We start from the raw sequence: 15023 nt of genomic DNA, 5'->3' as shown, positions 1-15023 counted from the left end.
GTTGAGGTTGTCGCAGTGTGTGGCGTTGTGGGCATTGTCATGTGTGGCGTTGCTGCCGTTTGCGGTTCTCTTGTTGTCCGGCTTGTTGTTGCCGTTGTGTTCCAGATATTCTGCTGGATTGAAAATTGTATGTTTCATAATTTGTTGTTTTGTTTGATTTTTTAAACTCTATAGTCAGCACTCAATGCTATCTGTCCCTCCCCTGTAGGATAGGTTTGAGAACGAGAGGGGGCTGATGATAATCGGAGTAATCCCTATCTTCTCACATAGCATCCCGGGTCGTGTGGCAGGAAGCAGGCGCGCGACACGTCGCGGCATGCCTTGTCGGCATCGATGCCATACCTGTCGAGCAGATACTGGCGTGTGGCGTCGAACCACAGTTCGTGGGGATACAGCTCCGTGTTGATGCTCACCACCCATTTCAGTCCGTCGCCCGATGGCGACACGAAGCAGAGTTCGGTGAGAAACTGCTCGTCGTCGATGAGCCTCTTGCGCAAGTCGTCGAGCTGAAGGTGGCTGCCCACATGGTCGATGTCGATGCAGAGCAGTCCGGAGTGGCTGATGAGCCCGTCGCGCGACCTGTATCTGAAGATGCCCGAGAAGGTGCAGAAGGCGAAGCCCCGCTTCTTGAAGAGCTTCCGTTCCTTCTCGTCGTGTATGTTGCGCAGACGGTATGTCGCCGTCAGTGCGTCCATATCGGTTGTGATATACTCGTATGCCTTCCCGATGCTGAAAGTGCTCCAGGGCTTCACCTGCATGGCAGGAGCCAGGAAGAAAGAAAACAGCCCCTCTTGTCGTTTTGTCAAGCTGTCGGGACTCAGGTTTCCGTTGTGTGTCATGATGTCAGTAGCCGTGCTCGCCTCGCTCTCATCCTTCATCCTGTTGAGTGGCAGCCGGTGTCGGTCAGTCCCGAGCCGCCGTGAAGGAGGGGGTCAGACACTATTGTCTCGCCCCGGCGGTGGGATGGCATTGCAAAGGTAGCGATAGGCGGCAGAAGGATGAAATTCTGCATAGTGTTCCTCTCGGAGCCGGAATCGTGTCAGCAGGCAGGGTAGGGATGTCGGTTTCCGGTGGGTAAGTGGGGATATCGTGTCGGCAGTATTATGGCAGCCGGAATATCGTGATGCATCATTCACGATCAATGATTGTGTTGGCGCGTGGGATTCATGATTTGTGATTCATGGTGGTTGAATTGTGATGGCGTGTGGTGAATTCGTGATCCGTGATCAGTGTCGGTGGTCGGTCTTGCCGTTGTGTCGCAGGGAGCGGGAGTGGCTACAAACCCAAATCTGCCATTTTTATTTTTGATTTTGTCGGAATATTGTAGGCGTTTTAGACAATTTTGATTATCTTTACGGCCAAACAAAATGAACGCAAGATAATGGCATTGAAATTATATCCTATTGGCATACAGACTTTCGAAAGGATTAGAAAGGAAAATCTCCTGTATATAGACAAGACGGGGTATGTATACCGCATGACGCATACCAGCGGCAAACACTTCTTCCTGAGCCGTCCGAGGAGATTCGGCAAGTCGCTCCTCGTGTCGACACTCGAAAGTTATTTCAAGGCAGATAAAGAACTCTTCAGAGGACTCCAGATAGAAAATATGGAAAGGGAATGGACGGAATATCCCGTGGTGCATTTCGACTTCTCGGGAGGGAAACATCAGGATGCCGGACAACTCAGACGCTATATTGGCTATATGCTCGAAGAGGAGGAGAGACGGTTCGGCATTGAGTGTGATGCCGTGGACGAGAACGTGCGTCTGGAAAATCTGATAACTTCAATATACGAGAAAGAAGGCAGACAGGTGGTGGTGCTGATAGACGAATATGACGCACCGCTGCTCGACGTGGCGCATCAGGACGGACAGCTCGCCATACTGCGTGATGTCATGCGCAACTTCTACAGTCCGCTGAAGAAATGCGAGAGGATGCTGCGCTTCGTGTTCATCACAGGGATAACGAAGTTTTCACAGGTCAGCATATTCAGCGAGCTTAACAACATTACCAACATCAGCATGGACAATGAATATGCTGGCATCTGTGGAATAACAAGAGAGGAGTTGCTGACGCAGATGACTGCCGATGTGGATGAGCTCGCCCGAAAACTCTCGGTTGGGAGAGAGGCGGCAGTAAGGCTGCTGACCGAAAATTATGACGGATACCACTTTGCATGGCCATCGCCAGATGTTTTCAACCCCTACAGCCTGCTTAACTGCTTCTCGAGACAGAAGGTGGCAGGTTACTGGTTTGCCACTGGTACACCAACTTTCCTGATAGAGATGATGAGGAAGTTCGGTACCGTGCCGTCTGGCATCGGCGGAGTGCAGGCAAAGGAGTCATCGTTCGACGCTCCTACAGAGAGCATGTCGAGCATCATGCCGCTGCTCTATCAAAGTGGATATCTCACGATAAAAGACTATGACCCGCAACTCGGGCTCTATACACTCGATATCCCGAACAAGGAAATACGTATTGGGCTATACGACAGTCTGCTGCCAAACTATATGGAGACTGCCGCTGATGAGGGACGTGTGGCGATTGCCCACATGTCGACATTCATCAACAGGGGAGACATCAACGGAGCCCTGGAACTGCTGAAGTCTTTTCTCGAAGCGGTTCCATACTGCGACAATACTTTATACGAGGGACATTATCAGCAGATGCTATATCTGATATTCGCTCTGCTCACCGACTATGACATACAGGTGGAGCAGCGCACGGCAAAGGGGAGGATTGACATTGTACTTGAAACGAAGACCCACATTTTTATAATGGAACTCAAGTTTGACAAAACGGCTGAAGAAGCTCTCGCACAAATCAACACAGCGCGATATGCTGATGCCTTTGTGCTGAAAGGCAAGAAGATAGTGAAGGTGGGCATAAACTTCTGCGTGAAGGAAGAACGGAACATAACGGAATGGCTGACGCAGGAATGACATGTCTTGTAGCCCAGCCCCTCCAGCTCTGGACTATATCTCAGCCGCCACCCCGTCGCCCTCGGTCAGTGCGCCGGAGGATAGCAGGAAGTCTGTGAGACTCCTGAGAAACGTGGCGTAGGGCTCCGAATGCCTGCCTGTTCCGAGCTTCTGTTCGTTTCCCTTCACCGTGTTGTAGCCGGCAAGACGGTGATGCCCATGATAGAGCGAGAGCAGATAGCGGTGGGCAGACTTCACAGAAGCCTTGGGATTGTCTTCGATAGCCCATTTGCAGAACATGAGAGCCAGGAGAGAATGGTCGCGCCGGGAGGCGGAGTCGAGGAAGAGAGGGTCGAAATGATCTATCAGAAGGCGGGCCTGACGGGTCTTCACCACATCGTTGCCGAAGAGCAGACGCTCCTCGGCGGTCATCCCACAGGCAAGGCGCTCGGCGATGAGAACCTTGAAGGCGAGGTTGCGCATCTCGGCTTCGTCTACTTCGTGGAACAGCTTCTGGGCGAACTGCCGCTTGTCGCCGGCTGCCATGTATTCATCGAAGAGGCGGTCATTCTCCTTTATCAAGAAGGCAAACGCAGGAAGACGGTCCTCCTTGAGAAGAGGTTCGTAATACGCTTTCGCTTCCTTCATCGAGAGTTCCAAGCGGTAGAGGCATTTCCCTGCATCATTCTTTATGCACTGCTCTTCATGGAGCAGCTGCGTGGTGCAGCCGATCATAGCCTCGATGAATCCGAAATACCTGACAAGCAGACCGATGAACTTCGACACGCTCGAAGGGTAGGCACGCTCGAAGAGACAGTCGCTGCAGACAATCGCAGAGGCAGCCGCCCACATGTCGGCAGAAGGTGACGACGCCATGCTGCTCACTGAGGTGTAGAGCTGGGGGGCAAGCCTCTGGATGATGGTAATGAGCGGCAACACCATCTTCTTGTGGCGCATGAAGCAGTCGAGGACCGATTTCACATAGCCCTTCTTCTTCACGGCGAAAAGCCCGTTGTATTGATGCGTGAAGTCCAGGAAATGCTCGTGCTCCTTCTCGATGATGAACAGTCTGTAGCTGAGTACGGAACAGAGTCGGTTGATGTCTTCGTCGTTCATGCCATGGCTGCTGATGGCAAATGCCAGCTTGTCTTCTATATCGTCATGCTCCATGACGGGCATCCTCTCGAGAATGTCGAGAGCTGCGGCGTCGGGGGATATGGAGGTGGGGAAGAGGTTGTTCATGGCAGCAGTTTTAGATGATTTGATAGGGCAGCGAGAACTTCAGACCATGGGTCAGGACTTGCTTTCTTCTATTGGCGGCGAAGTCCGCAAAGGCTGCATTACACACCCGTAGAGATTTCATGACTCACAAATTCCAAAGTTAGTGATTATTTCGCTTGCAACAATGAAGAAAGTGGAAAAAAATTGAATTTTAACTTAATTTAGTTGACGGTTCACAGTTGACGGCTGACAGATGATGGATGACAGTTGACGGTTAACAGGCGTTGCTGAAATCGAAAAAAACTTATTATTGTCAGCTTGTCGTTTTTTATCATTATATTTGCAACTTGATAACGCATTATCCCAAATCGGTCATTAGGGCTTGCTTGGATTTTGTGTTTTTATAAGAGTGGATTTTGTTTGGCTTTTAATGAGTAATAGCGAGCTATTGCGAATTAAAAACAAGCAAAAGACGCCTTATAAAAAGCAAAAGACTGCAAGCAGTTATGAAATACCATATTAAACGGCCTAATGTCCGTTTTGGGATTATTGAAAATCAAGACAAGGGCATGGCAAGAAGACTATATCCATTGGGAATACAGACATTCGCGGAAATCATCAGACGGAAGATGGTATGTGTGGACAAGACGGCATACGTGTGGAACATGGCTGCGACAGGAAAATTCTATTTCCTGTCAAGACCCATTGTGGCACGATACGCCACAATAGTGGTGATGGCGCTTATGTGTGTGCACACAGAGGCGGGAGCGCAGACCAGAAGCCAGCTCAGAGACTCGCTCAAGGTGGCTGCCGACAGACTGGCATACAGTCCGGACTCAACTGACCTGAGACTCAAGAAGGCGGGATACAACCTGAGACTCGAACAATGGGCGTATGCACAGGACGAATACGACTATATCCTGAAAAGGGAACCCTGCAACCCGGCAGCCCTCTTCTACAGGGCTTACACGAACGAGAAGCTTCACAGAGACGATTTCGCGAGAAGAGACTATGAGAGCCTGCTCACGGTAGTGCCGGGACACTTCGAAGGACAGCTCGGACTGGCTCTGCTCAACCAGAAGAGCAAGCGGCATACGGAGGCTCTCGACCAGATAAACAGGCTCGTGACGCAGTATCCCGACAATGCCGTGGCGTATGCCGCAAGGGCGGGAATAGAGATGGAGCAGGGGATGGTGGCGCTTGCCATATTCGACTATGAGGAGGCGATAAAGCGCGACTCCACAAACACCGAATACCGCATAGACTATACCGACGCCCTGATACGCGACAGGCGGACGGCAGAGGCAAGGAAACAGCTCGACGAACTCGTCAGGATGGGAGTGGCAAGGGCGTCGCTAAGAGATTTCTACAAGAGGGCGAAGTGAATATGACAATATATAGAATTAAAAATACCCAATTAGCAGAAGCAGCCTCTACTTTAAATACTTCACGTATTCGCTTTCGAAGTTTGGTGTAAAGACTCCCTTTCCGATAGACGACAGTATCTCGTCCCTGCTCCAGAAACGGCCACCGTCGAGCTCATTTTCAGATGGACGTATTTCCTTGTCGTAAACAGTCTTGAACACATTCACGTATTCCCTCTCGTATCTGCTCTCAAACACGTAGGCGTCGATCTTCTCGGCGCTGAAGTCTGCGATGGAAATCTCTTCACGGGTCTCCCTCTGGAGAGCCTCCTCCACACTCTCTCCATATCCTATGTGGCCCCCTACGGCAGTATCCCATCTGTCAGGCTGGATGTCTTTCCATGCCGGACGCTTTTGCAGATACAGGTTGCCGTGGGTGTCGAATACGTGGAGGTGTACGACGGGGTGGAGCAGCTTCGTGCCGCAATGTGCCATAGAACGGGTTGTCTTGCCCGTCACTCTGCCCTCTGCATCCACGAGAGGCAGCAACTCGAAGGCGTTGTCCTTCTGTCTGCCCAGCTTGAAGGTGGCGACAAGGGCGTTGTAGTCGCTTCTGAGCCTGTCGGTAGACTCCACAGAGGGCCTGCCGTCGAACAGTCCCACGACGGCGCTTCCGCTTCCGCTCATGCAGGCATAGCAGGCACCCGCCTCGTAGAGCCTTTGCTTGATTTCGGCAAGGGTGGGGTGGAGCTTGAATATCGTTTCCTCAAAATCATTATGCAATACGTCCTTCCACTCCCTTGGCGGAACGGAAGTCACAATATCCCGACAGTTTCTTTCCGGCTCATGAGGGCAGATGCCGGCGAAAGCCTCACGGGTGCTCACGGCGGTATCGGTCTTCACTATCACTATCCAGTGGTTGTCGAGAGGAATGTCGACGGGAGTCAGCTTCTCGCCGATGCCCGTGGCGTAGGCAGGTGTGGGGTTGATGAAGAAGGCGCAGTCGGCACCCAGACCCTTGGCTATGTCACGCATCTCCCTGTCTGTCAGGTTGAGAGAGAAGAGTTGGTTCAGTCCCTTTATCGTGAATGCGCAGTCTGCCGACCCTCCTCCCATACCGGCTTGTATGGGTATGTTTTTGGTGATCGTGATGTCGACACCCGTCAGAGTGTGTCTTTTTGCCATTTCGTCATACGCCTTCACTATTATGTTGTCTTCCGCCCTTCCGTCGATTACTATACCGTTTGTCTTCAGAGAGCATCCCGCAGGTTTTCCGTTTTTTTCAATAGTCAGTATATCTGCTATTGGCACGGGGCAGAACACGGTTTCCAGGTCGTGGTAGCCGTCGCTTCTTTTTCTTGTGATGTTCAGTCCCAAGTTTATCTTGGCACATGGAAAGAGTGTTATCTTATTCATATATATCCTCAATGCTGTATTGTCCGTTGTTGTCGTCTTCAGAAGAGCAGGGGTTGAAGTCTTCAGGTATGTCGAATGTCTCCTTTGGGTCGTATCCCAGGGTCTTGTCGGCAAACACCTTCTTCATGTAGTAAGCCCATATAGGCAGGGCCATGGTGGCTCCCTGTCCCATGCGCGTGGTGTCGAAATGGATGTCGCGGTCTTCACCGCCCACCCAGCATCCGCTCACGAGCGACGGGGTGAAGCCCATGAACCATGCGTCGGCGTTCTTGTTCGTCGTACCGGTCTTTCCTCCCATCTGGCAGTCGATGTTGTATTTGTATCTCAGTCGTCCGCCCGTACCGTGGTCGATTACCGACATGAGCATCTCCAGCATCTTGTATGCGCTCTCTTCGCTTATCACCTCGTTCATCCTCGGCTGGAAGTTGGTTATCACGTTGCCGTCGCTGTCTTCAATCTTCGACACGAAGATGGGCGATGTGTGTATGCCGTGGTTGGCGAAGGTGGTGTATGCGCTCACCATCTCGCATACCGAAGCCTCGTTAGGTCCCAGACAGAGCACTAAAGAGGGGTATATGCCATAGGTGTTTATTCCGAAGTCGCGCAGTATCCGCAGGAAGTCCTGAGGGTTTATCCTGCTCATCAGCTCTGCCGACACCCAGTTGTTCGACATCGTGAGCGCCCATTTCAGCGTCACCATCTGTCCCACTCTGGCGTGGGAGCTGTTGCGTGGAGCCCAGTTGCCGAAGCGCTTGGGAGAGTTTCTAACAACGTCGCATGGCGACATGCCGTTAGACATCGACAGGGCGTAAAGGAATGGCTTGATGGTGGAACCCACCTGGCGTCGTCCCTGTGTCACCATGTCGTATTTGAAGTGGTTGAAGTCGATTCCTCCCACATACGCCTTCACGGCTCCCGTGCGTGGGTCCATGCTCATGAATCCGGCTCTGAGGAACGACTTCACGTAGCGTATGGAGTCCATAGGCGACATGATGGTGTCTATGTCGCCGCGATAGGTGAACACGGTCATCTCCGTGGGCTTCTGGAAAGCCTCTCTAATTTCCTCCTCCGTAGCTCCGTGGGCCTTCATCATCCTGTATCTGTCGCTCTGCCGCATCGAGCGGTCGAGTATCGCCTTCACCTCTGATGGCTTCAGGTTGGTGGTGAAAGGGGCGTTCTTCTTGAGTCTGTTCTCCTTCTTGAATTCAGGCTGGAGGAATCCTCCCACGTGTTTGCGCACAGCCTCTTCGGCATATTTCTGCATCCTGGAGTCGAGGGTGGTGAAGATTTTCAGTCCGTCGGTATACACATTGTATGGTTCGCCGTTCTTCTTCACGTTCTTGTTGCACCATCCATACAGAGGGTCTGTCTCCCATGCCAGCGAGTCGATGCTGTATTGCACGAGGTTCCACGACGGGTATTTGCTCCTTTCCGGTTTCTTTGCCATCATGTATTGGCGCAGGAATTCGCGGAAATACGTTGCTATGCCGTCTTTGTGGTCGGAGCGCTTGAAGTTGAGGGCCAGCGGCTTCTCCGTAGCCATGAGGTATTCGCCGCGGGTTATCTTTCCCGCCTTGAGCATCTGTCCGAGCACCACGTTGCGTCTCTCTCGGCATCTGTCGGGATAGCGCACGGGGTTGAAGAACGAGGGGTTCTTGCAGAGTCCTATCAGCGTGGCGGCCTCTTCGAGCTTGAGGTCTTTTGGCTCCTTGCTGAAATACACGTTTGAGGCGTTCTTTATTCCCACGGCGTTGTGAAGGAAGTCGAAATAGTTGAGATACATGGTTATTATCTCCTCCTTGGTGTAGTATTTCTCCAGCTTTATGGCTATCACCCATTCTATGGGCTTCTGCAGCAGTCGTTCCGATGTGCTCTCTGCCGTGTTTGAATAGAGCTGCTTGGCGAGCTGCTGTGTGATTGTAGAGCCTCCTCCTGCGCTGGTCTGTCCCAACACACCTCTTTTAATAATAGCACGTCCGAGGGCTATGAAGTCTATTCCCGAATGTTCGTAGAAGCGTTCGTCCTCTGTAGCCACCAGTGCCTTTACGAGATATGGCGACAGGTTGTCGTAGTCTACATGTATTCTGTTCTCCTGGTTCATGTTGTAGGTTCCCATCAGCTTGTTGTCAGCCGTATACACCTGTGAGGCGTATTTGCTGATAGGGTTCTGAAGGTCTTCCACGTCGGGCATGTATCCGATCCATCCGTTCCATATCGCTATGAAGGCTATAAGGGACGCGAGAGTGACGCAGCCGAGCGCCGCCCACAGGAAATGTATCAATGCTCTTCTCATTTTCTTTTTTCTTCGTTTTCTTGTCTTTTGTTTCAGATGGAGTATCATGCGCATATACGTCAGCCGTGTATTGATGTCATATCATGCGCATGCCAATTATGTTATATCTTTGCAAAGATAATGAAATTAAGCCAACGAGTTAAGAATAATCCCTCTTTTATGTCTTAAATGTAGTTATATTCGTCAAAAAACATAATTTTTCCACTCTTTGAAAGGATAAATTAAAAATATTGTTTAACTTCGCAGTCGATAAATATAAACACAATTCATTTTATGGAAAAACATGATTTTGTAACCATTGCCGATTTGTCGAAAGAGAAAATAATGTATCTGATGAATATGGCACAGGCGTTCGAAATGCATCCTAACCGTGAGATTCTCAAAGGCAAGGTAGTAGCCACACTCTTCTTCGAGCCGTCCACCAGGACAAGGCTCAGCTTCGAGACGGCAGCCAACCGACTGGGAGCGCGTGTGATAGGATTTTCAGACGCCAAGGTTACGAGCGCTACCAAGGGCGAGACGCTGAAAGACACAATCCTCATGGTGTCTAACTATGCAGACGTCATCGTGATGCGCCACCATATCGAAGGCGCCGCCCAGTATGCCTCAGAAATAGCTCCCGTTCCTATCGTAAACGCAGGTGACGGCGCTCACCAGCATCCATCACAATGTCTGCTCGACCTGTATTCAATCTACAAGACACAGGGAACCCTCGAGAACCTGAACATATACCTCGTGGGCGACCTGAAATACGGACGTACCGTGCATTCTCTCATCATGGCGATGAGACATTTCAACCCTACGTTCCATTTCATAGCCCCAGAGGAGCTGGCGATGCCCGAGGAATACAAACTGTATTGCAGACAGCACGGAATAAAGTATATCGAGCACACAGACTTCAACGAAGACGTGATAGCAGGGGCTGACATCATATATATGACACGAGTGCAGAAGGAGCGCTTCTCAGACCTCATGGAGTATGAGAGAGTGAAAGACGTGTATATCCTGAAGAACGACATGCTCGGCAAGGCGAAAGAGAACATGAAGATCCTGCATCCGCTGCCGAGAGTGAACGAGATAGCATACGACGTGGACGAGAACCCACATGCATACTACATCCAGCAGGCACAGAACGGACTATATGCCAGAGAGGCGATACTCTGCGACGTGCTGGGCATAAGCCTCGAAGAAGTGGAGGCAGACACAACGATAATAAAATAAACAAAGTCTTATGATGAGCAAGAAAGAAAGACTCGTGGCCGCTATAGAGAACGGCACCGTCATCGACCATATACCGGCAGAGAAAACCTATGCCGTGGCAACGCTGCTGGGACTGCAGAAGCTTCAGACACCGGTTACCATAGGATACAACTACCCGTCGAAGAAACTCGGGAAAAAGGGTATCATAAAGATAGAAGACAAATTCTTCACCGACGAGGAAATCTCACGCCTCTCAGTGGTGGCGCCAAACGTGGTGCTCAACGTGATAAGAGACTACGAGGTGGTGGAGAAGAAGAAAGTGGTGACACCTGACACGCTGAAAGGTATCGTGAGATGCAACAACCCTAAATGCATCACAAACAATGAGCCGATGAACACCATCTTCCACGTGATTGACAAGAACAGCGGCATAATTAAATGTCACTACTGCGACAAGGAGCAGGTGATAAGCGAGGTGAAACTCGTTTGACCTGAAGGAAGGCCTTCTTCAACATGGATTTTACAGACAACTAATATTCATCTTAAATATTTGTACATATGAAAAGAGACCAAGAGATTTTCGATTTGATTGAGAGAGAACACCAGCGTCAGCTCAAGGGTATGGAACTTATCGCATCTGAAAACTTCGTCAGCGACGAGGTGATGCAGGCAATGGGTTCGTGGCTTACGAACAAATACGCTGAGGGTTACCCGGGAAAGAGATATTACGGCGGTTGCGAGGTCGTTGACGAAGTTGAAACACTCGCCATCGAGAGAGTCAAGAAGCTCTTCGGAGCAGAGTATGCCAACGTGCAGCCTCACTCCGGAGCACAGGCTAACGCCGCCGTGATGCTGGCTGTATTGAAGCCCGGAGACACTTTCATGGGACTTAATCTCGCTCATGGCGGACACCTCTCACATGGTTCGGCAGTAAATACATCGGGAATACTCTACAATCCGATAGGCTACAACCTGAACAAGGAAACAGGTCGCGTGGACTACGACGAGATGGAGAAGCTCGCTCTCGAGCACAAGCCAAAGCTCATCATCGGAGGTGGTTCGGCATACAGCCGTGAGTGGGACTACAAGCGCATGAGAGAAATCGCCGACAAGGTGGGTGCCATCTTCATGGTTGACATGGCTCACCCGGCAGGACTCATCGCAGCAGGTCTGCTCGATAACCCCGTGAAATACGCTCATATCGTGACCTCTACAACTCATAAGACTCTTCGCGGACCTCGCGGAGGTATCATCCTGATGGGCAAGGACTTCGAAAACCCATGGGGTCTGACAACTCCAAAGGGAGTGGTGAAGATGATGAGCCAGCTGCTCAACAGCGCCGTGTTCCCAGGACAGCAGGGCGGTCCGCTGGAGCATGTCATCGCAGCAAAGGCAGTGGCGTTCAACGAGGCATTGCAGCCTGAGTTCAAGGAGTGGGCTCTGCAGGTGAAGAAGAACGCAGCAAAGCTCGCCGAAGAGCTCATAAAGCGCGGATTCGCCATCGTGAGCGGCGGTACTGACAACCACAGCATGCTCGTAGACCTGCGCACAAAGTATCCTGACCTCACCGGCAAGGTGGCAGAGAAGGCTCTCGTGGCTGCCGACATCACCGTGAACAAGAACATGGTGCCGTTTGATACCCGCAGCGCATTCCAGACTTCAGGTATTCGTCTGGGAACTCCTGCCATCACCACACGTGGTGCAAAGGAAGACCTGATGGTGAAGATAGCCGAATTCATCGAGGAAGTGCTCAACGACCCTGAGAACGAAGCCGTGATAGCGTCTGTACGCCAGCGCGTTAACGACGTGATGAAGGATTATCCTTTGTTCGCATATTAATATTCACACAACGGGTCATCAGACCCCTTGATTCTGTATTTGTGGATAAAAGATGAGGGGCATCCTTCGTCAGCTTAATCCATAGAGGATCGCATCCGCAAGACACATAATAATAAAAAGACTATCTGTCTGGTTGTTGCCGGGCGGTTAGTCTTTTTTTCTTTATAGCTGTGTCAGAGGCATACCGTTCCTGCCCATTGCCAACTGTCTCTTTAGCTTGCCGAAGTAGCCTCTTTGTGTTGTCTTAACAACCTCCTTAGCCTGCTTATATTACCTCTTTATATATGTGATGAACCGCATTGTGTTACTCAAACCTATCGGTAATTAGGCTTGCCTGTATTTCAGATTATCAGAAGAGAGGATTTTGTTTGGCATTCTCATCTCATCGTATTTCGTTTTGGCATTGTTTTTGTATAAACATGGTCAGAAAACAAACATTCAAAGTAAAAAGTTAAAAATTAAATATTATGACACAGAAAGGAAATATTGGAGTAACAACCGAGAACATCTTCCCGGTGATCAAGAAATTTCTCTATTCAGACCATGAGATATTCCTGCGTGAGATGGTGAGCAACGCCGTGGACGCTACTCAGAAACTAAAGACTCTCTCTGAGAGAGGCGAGTTCAAAGGAGAGATGGGCGACCTGACAGTTCGCGTGTCTCTCGATGCGGAGAAGGGAACGCTGACAATCAGCGACCGCGGTATCGGAATGACAGAAGAGGAGATTGACAAATATATCAACCAGATCGCATTCTCGGGAGTGACCGACTTCCTCGACAAATACAAGGACAACGCAAATGCCATCATCGGACACTTCGGATTGGGTTTCTACAGCTCTTTCATGGTGAGCAAAAAGGTGGAAATCGTGACACGAAGCTGGAAAGACGGTTCGAAAGCCGTGAAATGGAGCTGCGACGGAAGTCCGGAGTTTGAGATATCCGACGCTGAGAAGGAAGACCGCGGAACGGACATCATCCTCCACATCGACGACGACTGCAAGGAATTCCTCGAGAAAGGACGCATACAGACGCTGCTCGACAAATACTGCAAGTTCCTGCCAGTACCAGTGGCATTCGGCAAGAAGACAGAATGGAAAGACGGCAAGCAGGTGGATACCGACGAGGACAACATCATCAACGACATGGAGCCGCTATGGACAAAGACACCAAGCACAATCTCTGACGAGCAGTATAAGGAGTTCTACCGCAAGCTATATCCGATGCAGGACGAACCTCTGTTCTGGATACACCTCAACGTGGATTATCCGTTCAATCTCACGGGTATACTCTATTTCCCGAAGATAAAGTCGAACATCGACCTGCAGCGCAACAAGATACAGCTATACTGCAACCAGGTGTTCGTGACAGACCAGGTGGAAGGCATCGTGCCGGAATTCCTCACCTTGCTACATGGAGTGATCGACTCTCCGGACATCCCGCTCAACGTGAGCCGCAGCTATCTGCAGAGCGACCGCGACGTGAAGAAGATCTCGACATACATCACAAAGAAGGTGGCTGACCGACTGAACGGAATCTTCAAGGATGACCGCAAGGACTTCGAGAAGAAATGGGACGACCTGAAGCTCTTCATCAACTATGGAATGCTCTCGCAGCCGGACTTCTACGACCGCGCCAAGGACTTCACACTGCTCAAGGACGTAGACGGCAAATACTTCACGACAGAAGAATACAAGACGCTCATCAAGGACGCACAGACCGACAAGGACGGCACACTCATCTATCTCTATGCCACCGACAAGGACGAACAGTATTCATACATAGAGGCTGCCAAGGCAAAGGGCTACAGCGTGTTGCTGCTTGACGGACAACTCGACACGCCATGCGTGAACATGTTTGAGCAGAAATGGGAGAAGTCGCGCTTCACACGTGTAGACAGCGACATCGTGGAGAGACTCATCGTGAAGGAAGACCTCAAGAAGACTGACCTGACGCAGGAGCAGACTGACATTCTGTCAGCTACCTTCCGCACCCAGCTGCCACATCTCGACCATATCGAGTTCAACGTGGAGACTGGTGCCCTGGGAGAGAACGCACAGCCGGTAGTGATAACCCAGAACGAGTATATGCGCAGAATGAAGGACATAAGCAAATTCCAGAGCGGAATGAACTTCTATGCCCAGATGCCAGACGCCTACAGCATCGTGCTCAACACAGACCACAGACTCGTGAAGGCGGTGCTCGAAAAGAGCGAGAAGGAATGTGAAGAGGAGCTCAAACCTGTAGTGGCAGAGATAAAGGGACTCCAGGCTCGTTTCGCAGCTCTCGGCGAGGCTCGCAAGGCAAAGAAGCCGGAAGAGGTGACACAGGAGGAGAAAGACGACATGACGGCTACCGAAAAGAAACTCAGCGATGAACGCGCAAAGAAGGAGCAGATCGTGGCAGCACACGCAAAAGACAATAAGGTGGTACACCAGCTCATCGACCTGGCTTTGCTGCAGAACGGAATGCTAAAGGGTGAGGCGCTTGACTCCTTCATCAAGAGATCTGTAGAGATAATCTGATGATGACGACTCCTTCATCAAGAGATCTGTAGAGAGATTTCCTGATGATGAGATAACAGATATGACCGGGAATTTCAAGCCCCGGATATATAACCGGATGACGGGCAATCAAGGAATTAGAACTTGGTTGCCCGTCTTTTTCCGTTTTGTCCTGACAGAGGTCTCTGATCCTAATTTGTCATTAGGGTCTTGATTGGGATTTTTATTCCTATCTTTTATCCCAAATCGCTTTCTATGTTAATATC

General features: G+C 50.6%; 11 protein-coding genes. 6 read left to right on the top strand and 5 right to left on the bottom strand.

Annotated features, from left to right (window positions below; all coding sequences use genetic code 11):
* Positions 1-254 precede the first annotated feature (254 nt).
* The gene (locus QVO99_RS05120; protein ID WP_022316525.1) at positions 255-878 is read right to left on the bottom strand and encodes a BT4734/BF3469 family protein; all 624 of its coding nucleotides are present in this window, start codon (positions 876-878) and stop codon (positions 255-257) included.
* Entirely contained in the window at positions 875-1012 is a 138-nt protein-coding gene (locus tag QVO99_RS05115; protein ID WP_156145356.1) for a hypothetical protein, read from the bottom strand. The genes QVO99_RS05120 and QVO99_RS05115 overlap by 4 nt, the downstream gene beginning before the upstream one ends.
* Before the next feature lie 369 nt (positions 1013-1381).
* Here QVO99_RS05115 and QVO99_RS05110 point away from each other — a divergent pair, with 369 nt between their 5' ends.
* A complete protein-coding gene (locus QVO99_RS05110; RefSeq protein WP_022316524.1) occupies positions 1382-2944 on the top strand; it encodes an ATP-binding protein in 1563 nt (520 codons plus the stop codon).
* Between the two features lie 33 nt (positions 2945-2977).
* Here QVO99_RS05110 and QVO99_RS05105 read toward each other — a convergent pair whose 3' ends face one another.
* The gene (locus QVO99_RS05105) at positions 2978-4165 is read right to left on the bottom strand and encodes a hypothetical protein (RefSeq protein WP_022316523.1); all 1188 of its coding nucleotides are present in this window, start codon (positions 4163-4165) and stop codon (positions 2978-2980) included.
* A gap of 548 nt (positions 4166-4713) precedes the next feature.
* Here QVO99_RS05105 and QVO99_RS05100 point away from each other — a divergent pair.
* Positions 4714-5529, top strand: a complete 816-nt coding sequence (locus tag QVO99_RS05100; RefSeq protein WP_288176973.1) for an AAA family ATPase — start codon at positions 4714-4716, stop codon at positions 5527-5529.
* A 48-nt stretch (positions 5530-5577) separates the two neighbouring features.
* On the opposite strand, the gene ispE is transcribed toward QVO99_RS05100, so the two are convergent.
* Entirely contained in the window at positions 5578-6924 is a 1347-nt protein-coding gene (ispE, locus tag QVO99_RS05095; protein ID WP_288176972.1) for a 4-(cytidine 5'-diphospho)-2-C-methyl-D-erythritol kinase, read from the bottom strand.
* Positions 6917-9217, bottom strand: a complete 2301-nt coding sequence (locus QVO99_RS05090; protein WP_022316520.1) for a transglycosylase domain-containing protein — start codon at positions 9215-9217, stop codon at positions 6917-6919. Before QVO99_RS05090 ends, ispE begins: the two co-directional genes overlap by 8 nt.
* A 273-nt stretch (positions 9218-9490) precedes the next feature.
* Between QVO99_RS05090 and pyrB the strand changes: the two genes are divergently transcribed.
* The 4 genes from pyrB to htpG all read left to right on the top strand — a co-directional run bounded on the left by pyrB (position 9491) and on the right by htpG (position 14778).
* A complete protein-coding gene (gene pyrB, locus QVO99_RS05085; RefSeq protein ID WP_022316519.1) occupies positions 9491-10438 on the top strand; it encodes an aspartate carbamoyltransferase in 948 nt (315 codons plus the stop codon).
* 13 nt (positions 10439-10451) lie between these two features.
* The gene (gene pyrI / locus QVO99_RS05080) at positions 10452-10907 is read left to right on the top strand and encodes an aspartate carbamoyltransferase regulatory subunit (RefSeq protein WP_022316518.1); all 456 of its coding nucleotides are present in this window, start codon (positions 10452-10454) and stop codon (positions 10905-10907) included.
* Positions 10908-10975: 68 nt separating this feature from the next.
* The gene (gene glyA, locus QVO99_RS05075; protein WP_022316517.1) at positions 10976-12256 is read left to right on the top strand and encodes a serine hydroxymethyltransferase; all 1281 of its coding nucleotides are present in this window, start codon (positions 10976-10978) and stop codon (positions 12254-12256) included.
* Positions 12257-12723: 467 nt separating this feature from the next.
* Positions 12724-14778: a molecular chaperone HtpG gene (gene htpG, locus QVO99_RS05070; RefSeq protein ID WP_022316516.1), complete on the top strand. Its 2055-nt coding sequence runs from the start codon at positions 12724-12726 to the stop codon at positions 14776-14778.
* Positions 14779-15023: the final 245 nt, after the last annotated feature.

It is taken from the genome of Prevotella sp. CAG:592, from assembly GCF_000436015.1.
GTDB lineage: Bacteria > Bacteroidota > Bacteroidia > Bacteroidales > Bacteroidaceae > Prevotella > Prevotella pectinovora.
This window is presented reverse-complemented; position numbering and strand designations above follow the sequence as displayed.

Bases quoted from the DNA above. Each gene is read 5' to 3' on its own strand.
- pyrB (WP_022316519.1), top strand. From the start codon at position 9,491: ATGGAAAAACATGATTTTGTAACCATTGCCGATTTGTCGAAAGAGAAA.
- QVO99_RS05120 (WP_022316525.1), bottom strand. From the start codon at position 878: ATGAAGGATGAGAGCGAGGCGAGCACGGCTACTGACATCATGACACAC.
- pyrI (WP_022316518.1), top strand. From the start codon at position 10,452: ATGAGCAAGAAAGAAAGACTCGTGGCCGCTATAGAGAACGGCACCGTC.
- QVO99_RS05105 (WP_022316523.1), bottom strand. From the start codon at position 4,165: ATGAACAACCTCTTCCCCACCTCCATATCCCCCGACGCCGCAGCTCTC.
- QVO99_RS05110 (WP_022316524.1), top strand. From the start codon at position 1,382: ATGGCATTGAAATTATATCCTATTGGCATACAGACTTTCGAAAGGATT.
- glyA (WP_022316517.1), top strand. From the start codon at position 10,976: ATGAAAAGAGACCAAGAGATTTTCGATTTGATTGAGAGAGAACACCAG.
- QVO99_RS05115 (WP_156145356.1), bottom strand. From the start codon at position 1,012: ATGCAGAATTTCATCCTTCTGCCGCCTATCGCTACCTTTGCAATGCCA.
- QVO99_RS05100 (WP_288176973.1), top strand. From the start codon at position 4,714: ATGGCAAGAAGACTATATCCATTGGGAATACAGACATTCGCGGAAATC.
- QVO99_RS05090 (WP_022316520.1), bottom strand. From the start codon at position 9,217: ATGAGAAGAGCATTGATACATTTCCTGTGGGCGGCGCTCGGCTGCGTC.
- htpG (WP_022316516.1), top strand. From the start codon at position 12,724: ATGACACAGAAAGGAAATATTGGAGTAACAACCGAGAACATCTTCCCG.
- ispE (WP_288176972.1), bottom strand. From the start codon at position 6,924: ATGAATAAGATAACACTCTTTCCATGTGCCAAGATAAACTTGGGACTG.